General features: G+C 43.8%; 17 protein-coding genes and 1 riboswitch. Of the genes, 15 read left to right on the forward strand and 2 right to left on the reverse strand.

Annotated elements, in window-relative coordinates:
* Positions 1-19 precede the first annotated feature (19 nt).
* From BMW59_RS05665 to BMW59_RS21545, 3 genes are all read left to right on the forward strand, one after another.
* On the forward strand, positions 20-259 hold the full coding sequence (locus BMW59_RS05665; protein WP_093048593.1) for a hypothetical protein: 240 nt from the start codon (positions 20-22) through the stop codon (positions 257-259).
* Positions 260-450: 191 nt separating this feature from the next.
* Positions 451-1,305: a hypothetical protein gene (locus tag BMW59_RS05670; protein WP_093048595.1), complete on the forward strand. Its 855-nt coding sequence runs from the start codon at positions 451-453 to the stop codon at positions 1,303-1,305.
* A 39-nt stretch (positions 1,306-1,344) separates the two neighbouring features.
* Positions 1,345-1,503, forward strand: coding sequence for a hypothetical protein (locus BMW59_RS21545; RefSeq protein ID WP_177174203.1), 159 nt, complete (start codon positions 1,345-1,347; stop codon positions 1,501-1,503).
* Between the two features lie 7 nt (positions 1,504-1,510).
* Here the strand turns inward: BMW59_RS21545 and BMW59_RS21550 are convergent, their stop codons facing one another.
* On the reverse strand, positions 1,511-1,684 hold the full coding sequence (locus BMW59_RS21550) for a hypothetical protein (protein ID WP_177174204.1): 174 nt from the start codon (positions 1,682-1,684) through the stop codon (positions 1,511-1,513).
* 308 nt (positions 1,685-1,992) lie between these two features.
* On the opposite strand from BMW59_RS21550, the gene BMW59_RS05675 reads away from it, so the two are divergent.
* The 5 genes from BMW59_RS05675 to BMW59_RS05700 all read left to right on the forward strand — a co-directional run bounded on the left by BMW59_RS05675 (position 1,993) and on the right by BMW59_RS05700 (position 7,166).
* Positions 1,993-2,370, forward strand: coding sequence for a GIY-YIG nuclease family protein (locus BMW59_RS05675; RefSeq protein WP_093048597.1), 378 nt, complete (start codon positions 1,993-1,995; stop codon positions 2,368-2,370).
* A 381-nt stretch (positions 2,371-2,751) separates the two neighbouring features.
* Complete coding sequence (locus tag BMW59_RS05680) at positions 2,752-3,258, forward strand: DoxX family membrane protein (protein ID WP_093048600.1); 507 nt, start codon at positions 2,752-2,754, stop codon at positions 3,256-3,258.
* 507 nt (positions 3,259-3,765) lie between these two features.
* Complete coding sequence (locus BMW59_RS05690) at positions 3,766-4,488, forward strand: hypothetical protein (protein WP_093048606.1); 723 nt, start codon at positions 3,766-3,768, stop codon at positions 4,486-4,488.
* Between the two features lie 79 nt (positions 4,489-4,567).
* Positions 4,568-5,458 carry a GNAT family N-acetyltransferase gene (locus BMW59_RS05695; RefSeq protein ID WP_093048609.1) on the forward strand — a complete coding sequence of 297 codons (891 nt, stop codon included), beginning with the start codon at positions 4,568-4,570 and terminating at the stop codon, positions 5,456-5,458.
* A 232-nt stretch (positions 5,459-5,690) separates the two neighbouring features.
* Positions 5,691-7,166: a protein adenylyltransferase SelO gene (locus BMW59_RS05700; RefSeq protein WP_093048612.1), complete on the forward strand. Its 1,476-nt coding sequence runs from the start codon at positions 5,691-5,693 to the stop codon at positions 7,164-7,166.
* A 71-nt stretch (positions 7,167-7,237) separates the two neighbouring features.
* On the opposite strand, the gene BMW59_RS05705 is transcribed toward BMW59_RS05700, so the two are convergent.
* Positions 7,238-8,425, reverse strand: coding sequence for an AbrB/MazE/SpoVT family DNA-binding domain-containing protein (locus BMW59_RS05705; protein WP_093048615.1), 1,188 nt, complete (start codon positions 8,423-8,425; stop codon positions 7,238-7,240).
* A gap of 423 nt (positions 8,426-8,848) precedes the next feature.
* Between BMW59_RS05705 and BMW59_RS05710 the strand changes: the two genes are divergently transcribed.
* The 7 genes from BMW59_RS05710 (at position 8,849) to BMW59_RS05740 (ending at position 14,515) form a co-directional block, all read left to right on the forward strand.
* A complete protein-coding gene (locus BMW59_RS05710; RefSeq protein ID WP_093048618.1) occupies positions 8,849-10,000 on the forward strand; it encodes a glucose-1-phosphate adenylyltransferase in 1,152 nt (383 codons plus the stop codon).
* Between the two features lie 168 nt (positions 10,001-10,168).
* Entirely contained in the window at positions 10,169-10,423 is a 255-nt protein-coding gene (locus tag BMW59_RS05715) for an early set domain-containing protein (RefSeq protein ID WP_143051198.1), read from the forward strand.
* A 68-nt stretch (positions 10,424-10,491) separates the two neighbouring features.
* Positions 10,492-11,241 (forward strand): SDR family NAD(P)-dependent oxidoreductase, encoded by a 750-nt coding sequence (locus BMW59_RS05720; RefSeq protein WP_093048624.1) that lies wholly within the window; start codon positions 10,492-10,494, stop codon positions 11,239-11,241.
* A gap of 385 nt (positions 11,242-11,626) precedes the next feature.
* Positions 11,627-12,016 (forward strand): DUF2178 domain-containing protein, encoded by a 390-nt coding sequence (locus BMW59_RS05725; protein ID WP_093048627.1) that lies wholly within the window; start codon positions 11,627-11,629, stop codon positions 12,014-12,016.
* A gap of 304 nt (positions 12,017-12,320) precedes the next feature.
* Positions 12,321-13,058, forward strand: coding sequence for a DUF5694 domain-containing protein (locus tag BMW59_RS05730; RefSeq protein WP_093048630.1), 738 nt, complete (start codon positions 12,321-12,323; stop codon positions 13,056-13,058).
* Positions 13,059-13,157: 99 nt separating this feature from the next.
* On the forward strand, positions 13,158-13,355 hold the full coding sequence (locus BMW59_RS05735) for a hypothetical protein (RefSeq protein ID WP_093048633.1): 198 nt from the start codon (positions 13,158-13,160) through the stop codon (positions 13,353-13,355).
* Between the two features lie 365 nt (positions 13,356-13,720).
* The gene (locus tag BMW59_RS05740) at positions 13,721-14,515 is read left to right on the forward strand and encodes a SurA N-terminal domain-containing protein (RefSeq protein WP_093048636.1); all 795 of its coding nucleotides are present in this window, start codon (positions 13,721-13,723) and stop codon (positions 14,513-14,515) included.
* A 339-nt stretch (positions 14,516-14,854) separates the two neighbouring features.
* Positions 14,855-14,934: riboswitch (ZMP/ZTP riboswitch) on the forward strand.
* Positions 14,935-15,011: the final 77 nt, after the last annotated feature.

Here is a 15,011-nt window from a genome sequence, read left to right on the forward strand (position 1 = left end):
TGAAGAATGAGGTGCCGGGATGACTAAACATTATCTTGCAGTGACGTATGACGTGTGTGAACACAATGATTTATATCAAGATATGAACGAATATTGTTTAGATACGTCCAGTGATTTAGATAAACAAATAAGGGAGTTGGCAAAAAGGGATGTTGCTCCCTTAATAAAGGTTTATGAATCACATACAAGTGACTTTAAAGAATTGAGATTGTATAAAGAATATAAATTTAAAGAATATGAGTGCAGCTGTAATCAGTAGCTTCTTTGCAATGCGCAGGGCAAAAAAATAAATAAATATGCGTCATGCATTCCAGGCATTTGACTGATAACGGCTCCAAAAAAAGTACTCAACTTCCTGATAACCTGCATGAAAATCTCCTGTAAAAAATAAACATTTGATATACTGGAATTATAAACCATGCGGTTAAACGATTGCAGAGGAGCGTGAAGATGTTTCGTTTATTCCAAGTCACCTCGCGGTTAGTGGACCGGGCTCAAAGCAGAAGGAGAGAAATTTACTTTCTTTCGATGACTTTTTTTATTGTTTTGTCCGCTGGGATCGGCGGGAATGTTTTTATAAATTACTACAATGATCCGATGTTTACCAATCCGGAAACGATTATGCAGCATCTTGCTACGCCATTGTTCATTGCGTTAGTGACAATGACCGCAGTATTGTTTTTCGGTTTGTTTTTTACAACCGTTATCTCCATGGCCCCGTTTAAAAGGTTAAGGTTTTATGAAATGGAATTTGAATTTGAAAACAAATATGCGAAAGAAATCATGGTGGCCAATCAATTTACATTTATTTCGACGATGTTAAATAATAATTCCAATACGATCAGGGAAATGATCAGCAATAACACGACGGAGCTCCATGAAGTCGTTGAACAGCTCGCTTTAAAATACAAAAGATTTGTAAACGAGTATAACAGCGGTGTTTTTCTGGAAATAGAAGTGTGCCAAGAAGAAGAGGTCACGGCTCCCCAGGAAAAGAAGCTTTTAGAGGAAGTCAAAAAATCTCCGTACATGAGTAATACATTTGTGAACCGGGTTTTAAACGGGACCAATTTAATGGTAGGAGTCGTGGAATTTTCGCCTGACGTGGAGCGTGTGGTGCTGATCGCAAGAAGCAACTACGACTATCCTTTTGACAACTACGATAAAGAATCGATTGCGAGTCTCATCGAATACTCAATTATCCTGTATGAGATGATTAATATGGTCACGCTATTGCCGGGGGAGTCGGATGAGGGAACAGATGACAGTGGAAATAGTGGCTCTTTTGATGATACAAAAAATTAAAGTCCTGTGATAAAATATGAATTAAAGGAGGCGGTTTTGATGGGGTTACCTATTGAGGAGAAGGATAAAAGGCCTTATACGAGGGACCAGAAAGCCGTTTTGAACAAATACGCAAAGCTGCATAAAAACAGTAATGAAGCGGCCTCGGCTACATTTTTTAATAAGCTGGATAAACGAATTAAACAAGCAAACCGCTAGTACATAGTTACTTGCGGTTTTTTTTGTGAGCCAGGCTTTTGCTGTCTCTCGGATCATTAAAAGGGATTATAAACGGCTCGCCTGTTTTAACCTTAAGTCCTCGCAGCGGACGGCAGGCAAGGGCAGGCTTTTTAGATGAGTATTTTCTCGCCAAATCCTTTAATAATTTGTTGTTTTTCATAGTGATGCACCTCGTATCATAGGTTTAAAGTTGACGTGTGGTCGTTCGCATAAAAAAGGAATACGAGTCACTCGCCGAGCTTGAGGGCAAGTGAGCGGGTGATAAACTCGCCCCAGGCTTTCACGCCGAAAGATACTATTAATTTTTCAAAAAAGCTAGTCGTAATACATCATATCCTGGTTTAACAGCAACTGTGCAACAAATTTTCTTTTCCAGGCTGTTATCCTAATTTGTTATTCTGCTTGTACATACGTATTTCTAATCACGGTATTTTTATAATGAGAGGGTGACTGGAAGTGGAATGTCACATGTTTCAGATCAACGAAGGTGATACATTATACGCCATCACGGCAAGAATGCCTGAATCGGCCAGAAATATTACCATTGGAAAACTGGGAACTTTTTCTTTTCAAAAAGGCTTATATGTCTATGTAGGCAGCGCTAAACGCCGGATCGCTTCACGGATTAACAGGCATGTACAAATAGAAAAGAAATTCAGGTGGCATTATGATTACTTACGGCCTCACCTCCATATTACAGATGTTCAAACCTATTCGGGTGAGGAAGGGGAGTGCGGGCTTTTTCACAGACTGATGGAAGAGAAGAACGGCCGCATTCCAGTGAAAGGATTCGGGTCATCTGACTGCAAGTGTGCGTCACACTTGTTTTATACACCGGGATATTAAAGGCAAGCGCTCTCTCCTGGAGGCGGCCACCGGCAAAACGGGATATGGATGCCCGGTTATTCAATAGTCCTTTAACTTTAAATACAAAGTTAAGGGCTTTTTTATGTTGGAGGAGACCCTAATTTATGACGTGTGATTTATGTCACACTTTGGACACGAAGCTGCAACTAATTATTCACAGTTGGCACGTTCGTAATAGGAAAAACCATTATATAATGAAATCAAGAAAGAAAGTTAGTAATCGCTAACTCAGACTGGGACGCGGGAGAACGGAACGTCACACCTCAAATCCCAAAGGACTAAGCGGACTTATTTATTCTTTAAAACCGGTGATTGCCGACTTGACTTCTTAAAAAAACGGTTCCTGAGGAGGAATAAAAAATGTTTATGGATTTCTTAAGAAATAACAAAATTGCAGCGGGAGTTTTGACGGTGTTACGGGTGTACATTGGGTGGCAATGGCTCACAGCAGGATGGGGCAAAGTCACGGGGGAACCGTTTGATGCAAGCGGCTATTTAACCGGTGTAGTAAATAATGAAGCAGTCATCGAGCAGTATCCGACATATCACGCATTTATTGAGAACTTTGCGTTGCCGAATGCCGGTGTGTTCAGCTTTATGGTCGCCTGGGGCGAATTACTGGTCGGTCTCGGTTTAATCCTTGGAATTCTTACAACGGCAGCAGCGTTCTTCGGTATTGTGATGAACTTTGCGTTTATGTTCGCTGGTACTATCTCTTCTAACCCTTTGTTAGTCCTTTTGACCATTTTCATCCTTGCAGCTGGCTACAATGCAGGTAAATACGGCGGCGACCGTTATGTGATCCCTTATATCCGCACTGTCGTCTTCAAAAAGAAATTTGAGAAACCAGCTGAACAGGCAGCATAAATAAATAAGATTTTCAGGCGTTCCCCCTTAGAAAGGGGGACGCCTTTTTCGTGTGATTTAGGTTTTTAACTGCGGAGGATTTTGTCGAAATTTGTTATACGGTAGAGTCTGCTTTTTATACGGTAGAGTTCCGCATTTATAACGTAGAGTCAGCTCTTTATACGGTAGAGTTTTGCATTTATAACGTAGAGTCGACTCTTTATACGGTAGAGTCCCACTTTTATATCATCGAATACTATTTTTTATAAAATGAAGTTCCGCGCCGATATGGCAGAATACGAGCCCAAACTCACCTCCAGCAGCCTCAGTGACAAGAAGCCCTTCCATGAGGCATAATAATGGCAGTGAACACGATACAAAAAAGAGGAAATTCACGCTGCAGTCCTGCCGAAGAACGAGCCGCACAAGATCCCGCACAATATATCCCCCCTTTGGAGGCTTCTTCACGGTTCGCTCCCAGGATAAAAGCGTCACTTCCTCCAAACCTGCAAAAAAGGAGGATCTTTAATGAGCGACAAAACAACGTGGGGAATTGCCGGAATTGGCAAACTGGGGACAGCGATCCTTACTCAATGGGAACGGCTTCAGCTGGAAACTGGCATTTATCATCCAGACTCTGAGAAAGCCGGCTCCGCCGTTAACCAGTTTCCTTCTGCCAGGAAGCTCGCACAAGAAGATTTGGCCGGACTTGATTACCTCATTCTAGCTCTTCCGCCTGACCAAATCATTCCCTTTATCACCGATCTGAAGTCGTCCGGTGTGCCACTCGAAAAGCCGGTGCTCATAAACATGGCGACCAAAATGCCGACAGAAGAACTGAAAAAAGAATTTCCCGATCTTAAATGGGCCGCTATGAAGTTTGTTGGCCACTCCGAAAGTTTGAAAATCTACGGCGATGGACTTTTTATATCGGAAGCGGAAAATGAAAAAGATGAAAGTCTTCTGAACAGATTCACAGCCTTAGGAAGAGTGGAAACAACTGACGAATCCCTAGCTGAAAAAGTAAATAAACTGGCCACTTATCATGCTGTTAAGGCAGCGAGGGAACTGGAAACGAAAATGAGCGACGAAGGCTATTCCGAGGTCTACAGAGAACAGGCTCTCCGTTCGCTTATGCCGGAAGTGGTCAGGGCCTATTCGAAAGGAAAGCTTGGCCACTTTGGCAAAAAGGTCGTCGAAGAGCTGGACGGGGAGAACAGCCAGGGCAGCCCCGGCTCAAACTCTGATTGAAGCCTCAGCGACCAAAGTCCCCGGAAATCCCGCGCGGCACCACAGCCAAAAGCCAAGCTGAAAAAAGGAGAACTGACAGATGACTCACTTAATCAACCCGAGCATTAAACTAAAAGGGCAGCTTAACAAACACGATTACGATCAGATTAACTTCCTCAAAAAGCAATGCGTTGAAAAAGACGGTGTCAGCCTCAAGCTCGAATTGGATTATAAATTGAGTAAAGCTGCTGATGAGAGTGAAGATTTAAACGAGCTGAATGAATTCATGTGCTATACGGAAGATAAACTGATCGGTTACCTCGGTATAAGCCATTTTGGCGGAGAGGCGCTGGAAGTGAACGGGATGGTTCATCCGGACTACCGAAGGAAGGGGATTTTTACGAAGCTGTTCACTTTAGCTAAAGATGAATGGGCGAGAAGAGACAACCGGGAGATGCTGTTGCTGAGCGACCATTACTCTCCGGCAGGTCTGGCTTTTATTCAATCAATGGGGGCGTCTTATGCACATTCGGAGTACGACATGTTTTTAAAAGGCGAACCAACTATTGAAACGGCCAAAACCGGACTGGAGCTGAGGAAAGCAACGAATGACGATGCTGAAGAGATTGCCAGGCAGAATCATATCTTTTTTGGCATAGAAAAGAAGGAATTGACCCTTCCTGAAGAAGAAGCTAAACGCGGAGTGGCCAGTTATATGGCTGAGGTCGATCACGCAGTCATCGGAAAAGTGCATCTTGAAGTCACAGGTAAAACGGGTGGAGTCTATGGGCTCGGGGTGCTTCCCGATTACCGGAGAAACGGTTATGGCAGAAGCATTCTGATGAAAGCTGTTGAAAAGCTGCAGGAACAGCACGTGCAGGACGTCGTGCTCCAGGTGGAGGCGAATAACACGCATGCCCTGGAACTTTACCGCTCGTGCGGCTTTGAAGTGACCTCGAGAATGGACTATTACAAAATCAGTAAAAATTAGCAGGCTGCACCCCTTTGATGCCGGCGTTCCCGGAGCGGTCCTTGCCTGTCTCCGCCTGTAAGTTCTCGGATAATGGGCGTGAACATCAGGCAGAACGGGTATAATAACTGGACAGAAGCAGATGATAAATTCAGGCTTCTGAGTCAACGAAACGATAGTGACATCTCATAGATTGCCTTCGTTTTTTCGAAAAAAACGAGGCGTTAAAGTCAAAAGGAGAAAAGGGGATAGTATGGTAAAGAAAACGGATATGACGAAGGCAGGGTGGAAGCTCGAGAACAGTTACGCTGATCTGCCGGAAAATTTTTATTCTGAACGCCATCCGGATCCTGTTCGTTCACCGGAGCTGGTGGTGTTTAATGATACGTTAGCTGAATCCCTTGGATTAAGCGTAGAGGAGATGCGCAGCGAAGAAGGCGTGGCGGTCCTTGCCGGCAACCGGCTTCCTGAAGGGAGTACACCGATTGCCCAGGCTTATGCGGGACACCAATTCGGCCACTTTACAATGCTCGGAGACGGCCGGGCTCTCCTGCTTGGGGAGCAGATCACGCCTTCAGGCGACAGAATGGATATTCAGCTGAAAGGCTCGGGAAGAACACCTTTCTCCCGAGGCGGAGACGGCCGGGCGGGGCTCGGTCCAATGCTGCGCGAGCATATTATGAGTGAAGCGATGCATGCGCTCGGCATTTTAACGAACCGGAGTCTCGGTGTCGTCACAACCGGTGAGCCGGTATACCGGGAAACAGTTCAGTCTGGCGCGATTTTGACCCGGGTGGCTGACAGCCATCTGCGTGTGGGCACGTTCCAGTATGCCCGGCAATGGGGAAGCATCGAAGACCTCGAGGCTCTTGCCGACTATACAATTAAACGGCATTACCCGGAGGTTGAACAGGATGAGAACCGCTATCTGTCTCTTCTTAAAAAAGCAGCCGAGCGGCAAGCCAAACTGATTTCGAGCTGGCAGCTTGTCGGGTTTATCCACGGCGTGATGAATACCGACAACATGGCTATCAGCGGAGAGACGATCGATTACGGGCCGTGTGCCTTTATGAACACGTATGACCCTGAAACGGTGTTCAGTTCGATTGACGCTCAGGGCCGCTATGCTTACGGCAATCAGCCGCTGATCGGAGGCTGGAATCTGGCACGCTTCGCAGAAACACTTGTGCCGCTCATTGATGAAGACCAGGAAAAAGCGGTTGAACAGGCCCAGGAGGTCATCTCCGGGTTCACTGACCTGTATAAATCTCACTGGTTCTCCGGGATGAGAGCGAAACTCGGGCTGTTTAACGAAGAAAAAGAAGACGAGACCCTGATTGACGAGCTTCTCGGTATGATGCAAAAGCATGAAGCCGATTTTACAAATACGTTCCGTGCGTTAACATTTGATAAAACCGGTGAAGGCGCCTTGTTCTGTGCCAAAGACTTTGCATCATGGCAAGAGCGCTGGAAAGAAAGGCTCAGCCGCCAGGAAGAATCAGCCGCCGAGTCACATGACCTGATGAAGAAGCATAACCCGGCAGTTATCCCGCGAAACCACCGGGTGGAAGAAGCCCTTGAAGCGGCCGTGGAGAAAGAAGACTACACCGTCATGGAAAATCTGCTGAACGCTCTGTCTGACCCATACGCGCATACCGCGGACCAGGAGCCTTACACTTCACCACCGGAACCGTCGAATAAGCCTTACCGCACTTACTGCGGAACTTAACTTCCACAAATGATAAAACGCCCGTTCCTTGAACAAGGAGCGGGCGTTTTCGTATGATCTCGGTTAAGAGGTTAGTCCTGAATCTCTTCCATGAGTGCCTGTTTGACTTCTTTCATGTGTTTCTTTTTGCCATCCAGTTTTTTGCATCTTTTATCAAATTCTTTTACACGGTCTTTCACAGCTGTTACTTTGCAAAGTTCGGTGATCTCACTCTGAAGGTTTTCTGCTTTTTCCTTATAGCGGCTGTCGTCTTTGACATCTCCTAAATAGCTGTATACAGCCTGCAGGCGTTTTTTATGAGTTAAGAGGTGTTCAGATGCCTCCAATGTCTCAACGGAGTTCTCACCTTTCTCTTCTGCAGCTTTATCAATGACCACTTCAGCTGCTCTTGCACGCTGTTCCTCTTCTTCAATAAGGCTGTGAAGTTGGGAAGACAGGGCGTCAATGGACAAGTCCTTTTCTTTGAACTTCTTCCATTCCTCCAGAAACTCATCGTTAATTAACTGTGGAAGTCTTTTTTTTACTTTTTTCCTTTGTTTGTTCCGTTTCTTATCTGCAAGCTGATGCATCTGCGCAAACAAATTGGCCAGTTTATTGTCTTCAGCTTTTTCTGCGAGCAGGTGGCGGGCTTCAAAGTCTTCTGCAAAAAGTTCTTGTTTAATCAGTTTTCCAAGCCGGTTGTCCACTTCCTTAAGTCTAACCAGAACCTGATGGTCAGAAGGGATCTCCTGCATTTGAAAAAGTGTCTGAAGCTGTTCAGCGGCTGCTTTGGCCTGCTGTAGATGAGAAAGCTTTTGGTCATCTGCAGCCTGTTTGCACGCGTCTGTAAAGTCATGAACGAGTGTATCAAGCGGAGCGCCCCAATGCTCATTTCTTTTTCGCGTGCCCTCATCCAGGCATTTTTCACATAAACATTTATCCTGGATTTCAAGGAGTGATTCCGTATTGCCGCAAAGCTCACACACTTGAAGAGAGTGACTTAGAAGAACGAAATCGTTTCCCAGTTTAAATTCAATATCATGACTGTCACTCCAGTCAAAGTCTTCTCTTATATCATCTGAAATGACTAACCGTCCAAAATCATCCAGCGATTCAGTCTCCTCCGTTTGCTTCTCTGGTTTCGACAGCTGAATGGCTTTATTATCTGTCAAAATGTCCACGGCAACCTTATGGTCATTCAGCTCAAGTTCCTCACGGATCTCTTTCGGAATAACAATTCTGCCCATTTTATCCAATCGTCTCGCATACGTTTTAACCATGACATACCTCCGTGCTATAGGGTGTTATTTACTTCTTTTTCCCTAATTTCCCGTAGATGGAACGCCTTTTTTGTGAACCGGCGGGCTGAAACTGGTGGAATGACTGTTTAAATACTGCCCTCAGCCCGTGCTGAGTCGGTATGTGCTGTGAAAAAACTTTTCGACGTGTGTCCGGCAGTTTTTAGAGATTTTTAGCTAATCGGGAATAATCGTTATTCAGTACGTAAAATGGTGTCACACCCCGTCAGGAAAAGTCAGAAAGTTTTAATTTAAGAGGGTGCTTTCCTGTGATATTATAAAGCCGGTATGAAAGACAATATCAGGAAGTGTATGTAAAATTTTAAAATCTGTGGCTGCGAGTGTTATTTAAGTGGCAGAAAGAATACCATTTTAAAAACTATACTACATACATTGGAGGGTGCAATGAAAAAAAGAAGTTGTGTTGCCATGCTTTTAGCTGGCGGGAAAGGTACACGATTGAAAGAGTTAACGATGCACAATGCAAAGCCTGCAGTTCCGTTCGGCGGGAAATACCGTATTATTGATTTCACTTTAAGCAACTGTCAAAGTTCCGGAATTGATACTGTCGGCCTGCTTACCCAGTATTCGCCTCATACGCTGCATAATTATATCGGCAGGGGAGAAGCATGGGGGCTGGACCGGAAACATGGCGGCCTGTCAATTCTTCCTCCTTATCAGTGCAAAGATACGTCACACTGGTATGAAGGAACAGCTGACGCTGTCTATCAGAATTTACACTATATAGACCAGTATGATCCTGAACATGTCCTCATCATTTCAGGCGATCATATATACAAAATGGATTATAACAGGATGCTGGAGCATCATATCGAAACAAACGCTGATGCGACTGTGTCTGTGAAGGAAGTTCCGTGGACCGAAGCTGGGCGTTTCGGAATTATTAATACCGGGGACGGCAACAAAATTGAAGAGTTTAACGAGAAGCCGGATTTTCCAAGGTCGAATTTAGCGTCCATGGGCGTGTATATTTTTAAGTGGAGTGTGTTAAAACGCGTGCTGATTGAAGAGGAAAAGAATGAATTTTCTTCGAATGACTTCGGAAAAGACATCCTTCCGGGAATGCTTCACGACCGGTGCGCGCTGTATGCTTACCGCTTTAACGGTTACTGGAAAGACGTCGGGACGCTGGAAAGTTACTGGGAAGCGAACATGGATTTGCTGAAAAAAGAAAGCAACATTTTTCTCGCTAACAAAGAAGTAGAAATTATGACCGTGGAGCAGGGCTATCCACCGCAATACGTTGACGAATCGGCGGCTGTTCGCCAAAGCCTGCTCAGCGAAGGCGCGGAAGTATACGGCGCCGTGGACCATTCGGTTTTGTTTACCGGAGTGAAAGTAGGGAAAGGTGCAGTGGTGGAAAATTCAGTCGTACTCCCGAACGCTGTCATCGGGGAGGGCGCTAGAATTGAGAATGCCATTATTGGAGAAAACGTCACAATTCCTGATTACTATGAAGTCGTCTCTTCCGGCAAGGACATTACTCTGATTGGAGAATCGATTGTGGAGGAAAAGAAACTCCACAGTATCAGATAGCCATTAGGAATGGCTCTGAATTAAGGGTACAAAGCTGGTCATCATACGCTACGCATGGGGGTTTCAAATGGACCTCCATGTTTTTGTGCGTGTAGCAGCCCACATAATGATGGAGATGGCATTGAACTTGCACCTTACGATTCTGTAATTTTAATGTCGGATCAGGTTATGTTACCTGTTCAAGAAGTCGAAGGCGAAATCCCAGATGAAAATTATTCTGTAACGTTCAGCGTAGAAATGCCGGAAGAAACACCGGACGAAGATATTTTCCTTGTAGGAGACTTTAATGAATGGAATGAATCAGATGAAGATTTTGTTCTAGAACAAGTAGAAGGCCACCTTTACGAAATCACCCTAGAAGGACAGGCTCACCAGAGGTTCCTGGGATATGGCCGAAAAAATAAAGTTCAGGCATTGGAATAACAGTGTTTTAACCACTGCTCATAAAAGGAATTATATGTATAGACCTTAAAATTAAAGGAGGGGTTTTCATGAGTGAAGTAGCTGTGATTACAGGTGGAGGAAGTGGTTTAGGAAGGTCCGCTGCTCAGAAGTTGGCTGAGAAAGGTATTAACATTGTGGTTGTTGATGTAAATGAAGATGGTGGTCATGGAACTGTTGATTTAGTAAAAGAATCGGGTTCCGATGCCATTTTCATAAAAGCCGATGTGTCTAAAGCTGAAGAGGTGAAACATTATGTGGATAAAGCGGTTGAAAAATATGGCACGATTGATTACTTCTTCAACAACGCCGGTATATCAGGAAGCGGGAAGTATTTCCTGGAGTCAGATATTGAAGAAATAAATAAAATAGTTGAAATTAATATGCTGGGGGCGCTTTATGGCATGCGGTTTGTGGCTGAAGTCATGGTGAAAAACGGTGGCGGCTCCATCGTGAACATGTCTTCAAGCGCAGGGGTTATAGGTCAAAGTACTGTCGTGACATATTCCGCCACAAAGCATGGTATCGTTGGTATGACGAAAAGTATGGTTGCTGAGTACGCAAAAGACGGTTTAAGAGTTAACGCAGTGGCGCCTGGTGGCACAGAAACACCTATGGTAGAGAAATATTTTACAGACAACCCTCAAATGAAGGAAATGGCAGAACAGGGCATTCCCCAAAAACGACTCGGAACACCTGAAGAGGTTGCTGAGCTTGTAACATTTCTTCTTACATCAGGTGCCGAATACATTAACGGCGAGGTTATCCGTATTGATGGCGGGTTTACAAGTACAAAATAACGAATTCTGATGGACTTCGATGACTCGGAGTCCTTTATATTATTTTAGTTAAATTCTGTGAATGTACAGAACAGAAGGGTACCCCGTCCACCGCCGATAACTGGAACGAGGGCACCTAATCGTGCGATTCGCAGATGACTTCAGTGCCAAAGGCAGTGAAAGAGTGATGCGTGGAATCAAGAAATATGTTGAGGGAGAGGGGTAGTCAGTAATGGCTATCCCTACTCGATTTTGTGGATTTTACCGAAGGGATTTGGATATTTATGTTAAAATTTTACTGAGAGGATCTAGTGAAAATCAGCTGAAGGGATTAGAGCGGGAAAAAGAAATTTTCTTAGGAGGTTCACTATGAAAACATGCTATTAAGAGAAAGGGGGGAAGAAAGATGAGTGAAACTAAAAAATTTTTAGTTCCAATTTCGTTTATATTACTGGTTGTTGTCAGCGGTCTATCGCTATACACCTGGGTTCACTTACATACTTTTTATACGGCATCAATTCTATTGATATTTGTCCACTTATCCGTGTTCTTTCATGTACTTAATTTACGTGATCCTGAAAGCGGGAACAGGAATGACAGCAAGGCCCACCTTATAGAAAACCAAAGCGGGAAAATTGCTTATCTCATATTAATGATTTCTGCAGGATTAATCTTAATCATTTCTGAAGGGGTGAATGCTAATAACATTGAGAATATCCCATTATTAATGGTCGTTGGTCTTGCATTAATCATACAGCCTATTACTGAGTTTTTTTACGCGCGGAAATATAAATAACCAAAATGGCAGGCGGCAAGCGTCTGAATGATCCTTGGGAAGGAAAGGGGAATCTGGCATGAAGTTTAATGCTAATGCTCTATCGTATGGAATAATAGCAGGCATCCTTACCATTTTAATTCCGGGCAATTTAAATTTATTAATAACCAATGTCTTATTAGGTTTAATTGCCGGAAAATTAATGGACAGTTAGGCATAAATAGAAGGGGCTGACCATTTAAAGTTACGAAAGTTATCCTAAAAAGTTATTTCAGTGAGCAGAGGTGTGAATCTTTAATAAACACAGTTACTAACAGGGGGAATAATGAATAACCAGAGACCTAAAGTGCTAATCGTTGGAACCTTTCATTTTGAAGAATCACCAGATATGATCCAGACTGACACAGGCGATATCTTCTCACAGCATAGACAAAAAGAAGTCTTATTAGCTGCGGAAAAAATAGCTGAATTTAAACCAACCAAAGTGGCTGTTGAAGCAGTCAAAGCAGAAGAAGATGCCCTTAATAAAACATATGAAGACTATCTTGCCCAGCATGTGATCCTCCCGGCAAGTGAAATTTATCAATTAGGATTCCGGATATGTGAGGAGATGGCCCACGAGAAAATCTATGCGGTAGACTGGATGGGCGATATAGGGAATAGAAGCATTGGAGACGTGCTGGAATGGGCAAAAGCGAACCAAACAGACATGTATGATTTAATAACCGGTTTTTACATTCCTCAGATTACACCTGAATTAAAAGGGTTATCGATTGTTGAGAGATTGAAACATATCAATCAAAAAGAAAGATTACACGTGGAACATGAACTGTATCTGCACATTGCCCAGATCAGTGACGGAACGAATCATATCGGGGTCGACTGGGTCAGTTGGTGGTACCAGAGAAATCTCATCATATTTAATAACATAATGAAACTGGCCGAAAATACAGAAGACCGGATTTTGGTTCTCATAGGTGGGGCCCATGTTCATTTACTCAGCCAGTTTCTGACGGAAAGCGGCTCTGCAGATGTGGAAAAAGTTGAGGATTACCTAAGTTAGATAAAGCGCGGCCAGCAGGACGTATCCCGCTGGTATGGGGGCTTTCCTTCACGGCAAGCAACAAGCAGGGCTAACAAATTACATAGGAGGTTTCAGACGGTGTTAATTAAAACTATGTTATTTTGGTTTATTGTCTTTCCTTTGGCAGTGACTGCTCTCTTAATCATATTTGACTATTTTTTAGGGCAGCCAATTGAGGCAGTTTCTTATTTACCGAACTTATTAGGTTTGGCGACAGGTGGGCTAATTATTGGGTTTGTCATGTACCAAGTGAAGAAATTAAAATATGAGCAATGATTTTCTATTAAAAGAGTATCAGCACTGCGCTATCAAATAGGATCCCTATTATTAAGGTATAGCTATTTCACTATATAGTTATTATTTGTAAGTTAATTCCTCTCCATCGTTGAAGATGATATTACAAACTTTTACATAATAAGGTTTATTTGAGGCTTTCGCGTGTGAAATCGATTAAGTTCAGGCTTGTTGAAAGGTGTCACAGAGCTAAACTTTTGGACTGTTTAATAATCAGTCTAATACATATTTTTTTAGGCTTTCAGGCTTGCTTCCCTCTTTATGGCTCGTCAATCTGATTACATGTTTACAGGGCATATTGATATGGTAGAATAACCACCAAATTGATTGAAGAGAGGGGAATGGCTATGAATAAAAAGTGGTTAAGTGCCGTATCTCTTGCTGCGGCTGCAATGGTTATGACGGCTTGCGGTGATGCAGAAGAAGGGAATAACAATACAGAATCAGAGACCCAGGAGGGGCAGCCGGCTGCTAACAATGAAGCCGCTTTGGAAGGTGAAGGTGGAGAAACGGCCGAACAGTCGGAAATGCCTGAGCCTGACTTGGAAGGCGTACCTGATGTGGTGGCAGAAGTAAACGGTGAAGAAATTCCGAGGGAAGAATTTGAGCCTGCATACGAAGGACAGTTCCAGCAAGCGGCAATGCAAACTCAGATGACTGGTGAAGAAGTCGATCAGGAGATGTTAAAAGAACAGGTCGCTGACAATATGGTTAATACGGAGCTTCTCGTTCAGGAAGCTGAAAATGAGGGATACGAAGCGACAGAAGAAGAAATTGATGAGACGCTGGAAGAAATAGCGATGCAAAGCGGCCTGGCGTCTGAAGAGGAATTCCTGGCTGCCTTGGAAGAACAAGGCACGGATGAAGAAGAAGTGATGTCTCAGGTTGAAACGCAAGTAAAAGTGGACCAGCTTGTTGCGAGTGAAGCAGGCGACATTGAAGTGACAGATGAAGAGCTGGAAGAGACATATGAGCAGCTGGAAGCACAGCATGCCCAGATGGGGCAAGAAGGTGATGTCCCATCATTTGAAGAAGTTAAACCAGAGCTTGAAGAACAAGTAAGAGCTGAAAAAGAAGGACAAGCAGCCCAGGAAATTGTGGAAAATCTTCGTGAAGACGCGGATGTCACGATCCACCTGTAAAAGCTATATTGCAGCTTAAGTTCAGTTGGGCTGGATGATTACCAATAAATGGGGGGACTAAATGGGGGGACTGTCCCCCCATTATTTGGGTATTCGCAAATTGGATACGAAGAGACTGGCACAAAAGAATAGTAAGCCTAAAGAAAATCGAACAAATCTTCTACTGATTTGTTCGATTTTCCGCTTTTACACACATGTTTTAGTTTTGTCCCAGCCTCCTACTGTTTTTCTCCTTGATGGATGATATTTTTATAGAATAACGTCTGACGAAAGATTCTAAAAATTTTATTTTTAGGGGTTGCAGGTTAAGCGGGAGTCTGTTAGTATGAGAGAAATTAAGTGACTGTGTGTGACTGGCGAACACGGAGTACCGTGAGGGAGCACATGGTGTCGAATTGCCGTTCGCCTGGGCAGAGGTAAGGGATTTCAGATCCCTTACCTCTTTATGCTTATTTGAGGGGGGATCGTTGAAGCGGAAAGGCGATGTTTAGATAGG

It is taken from the genome of Salipaludibacillus aurantiacus (assembly GCF_900111295.1).
GTDB classification, from domain to species: Bacteria; Bacillota; Bacilli; order Bacillales; family Salisediminibacteriaceae; genus Salipaludibacillus; species Salipaludibacillus aurantiacus.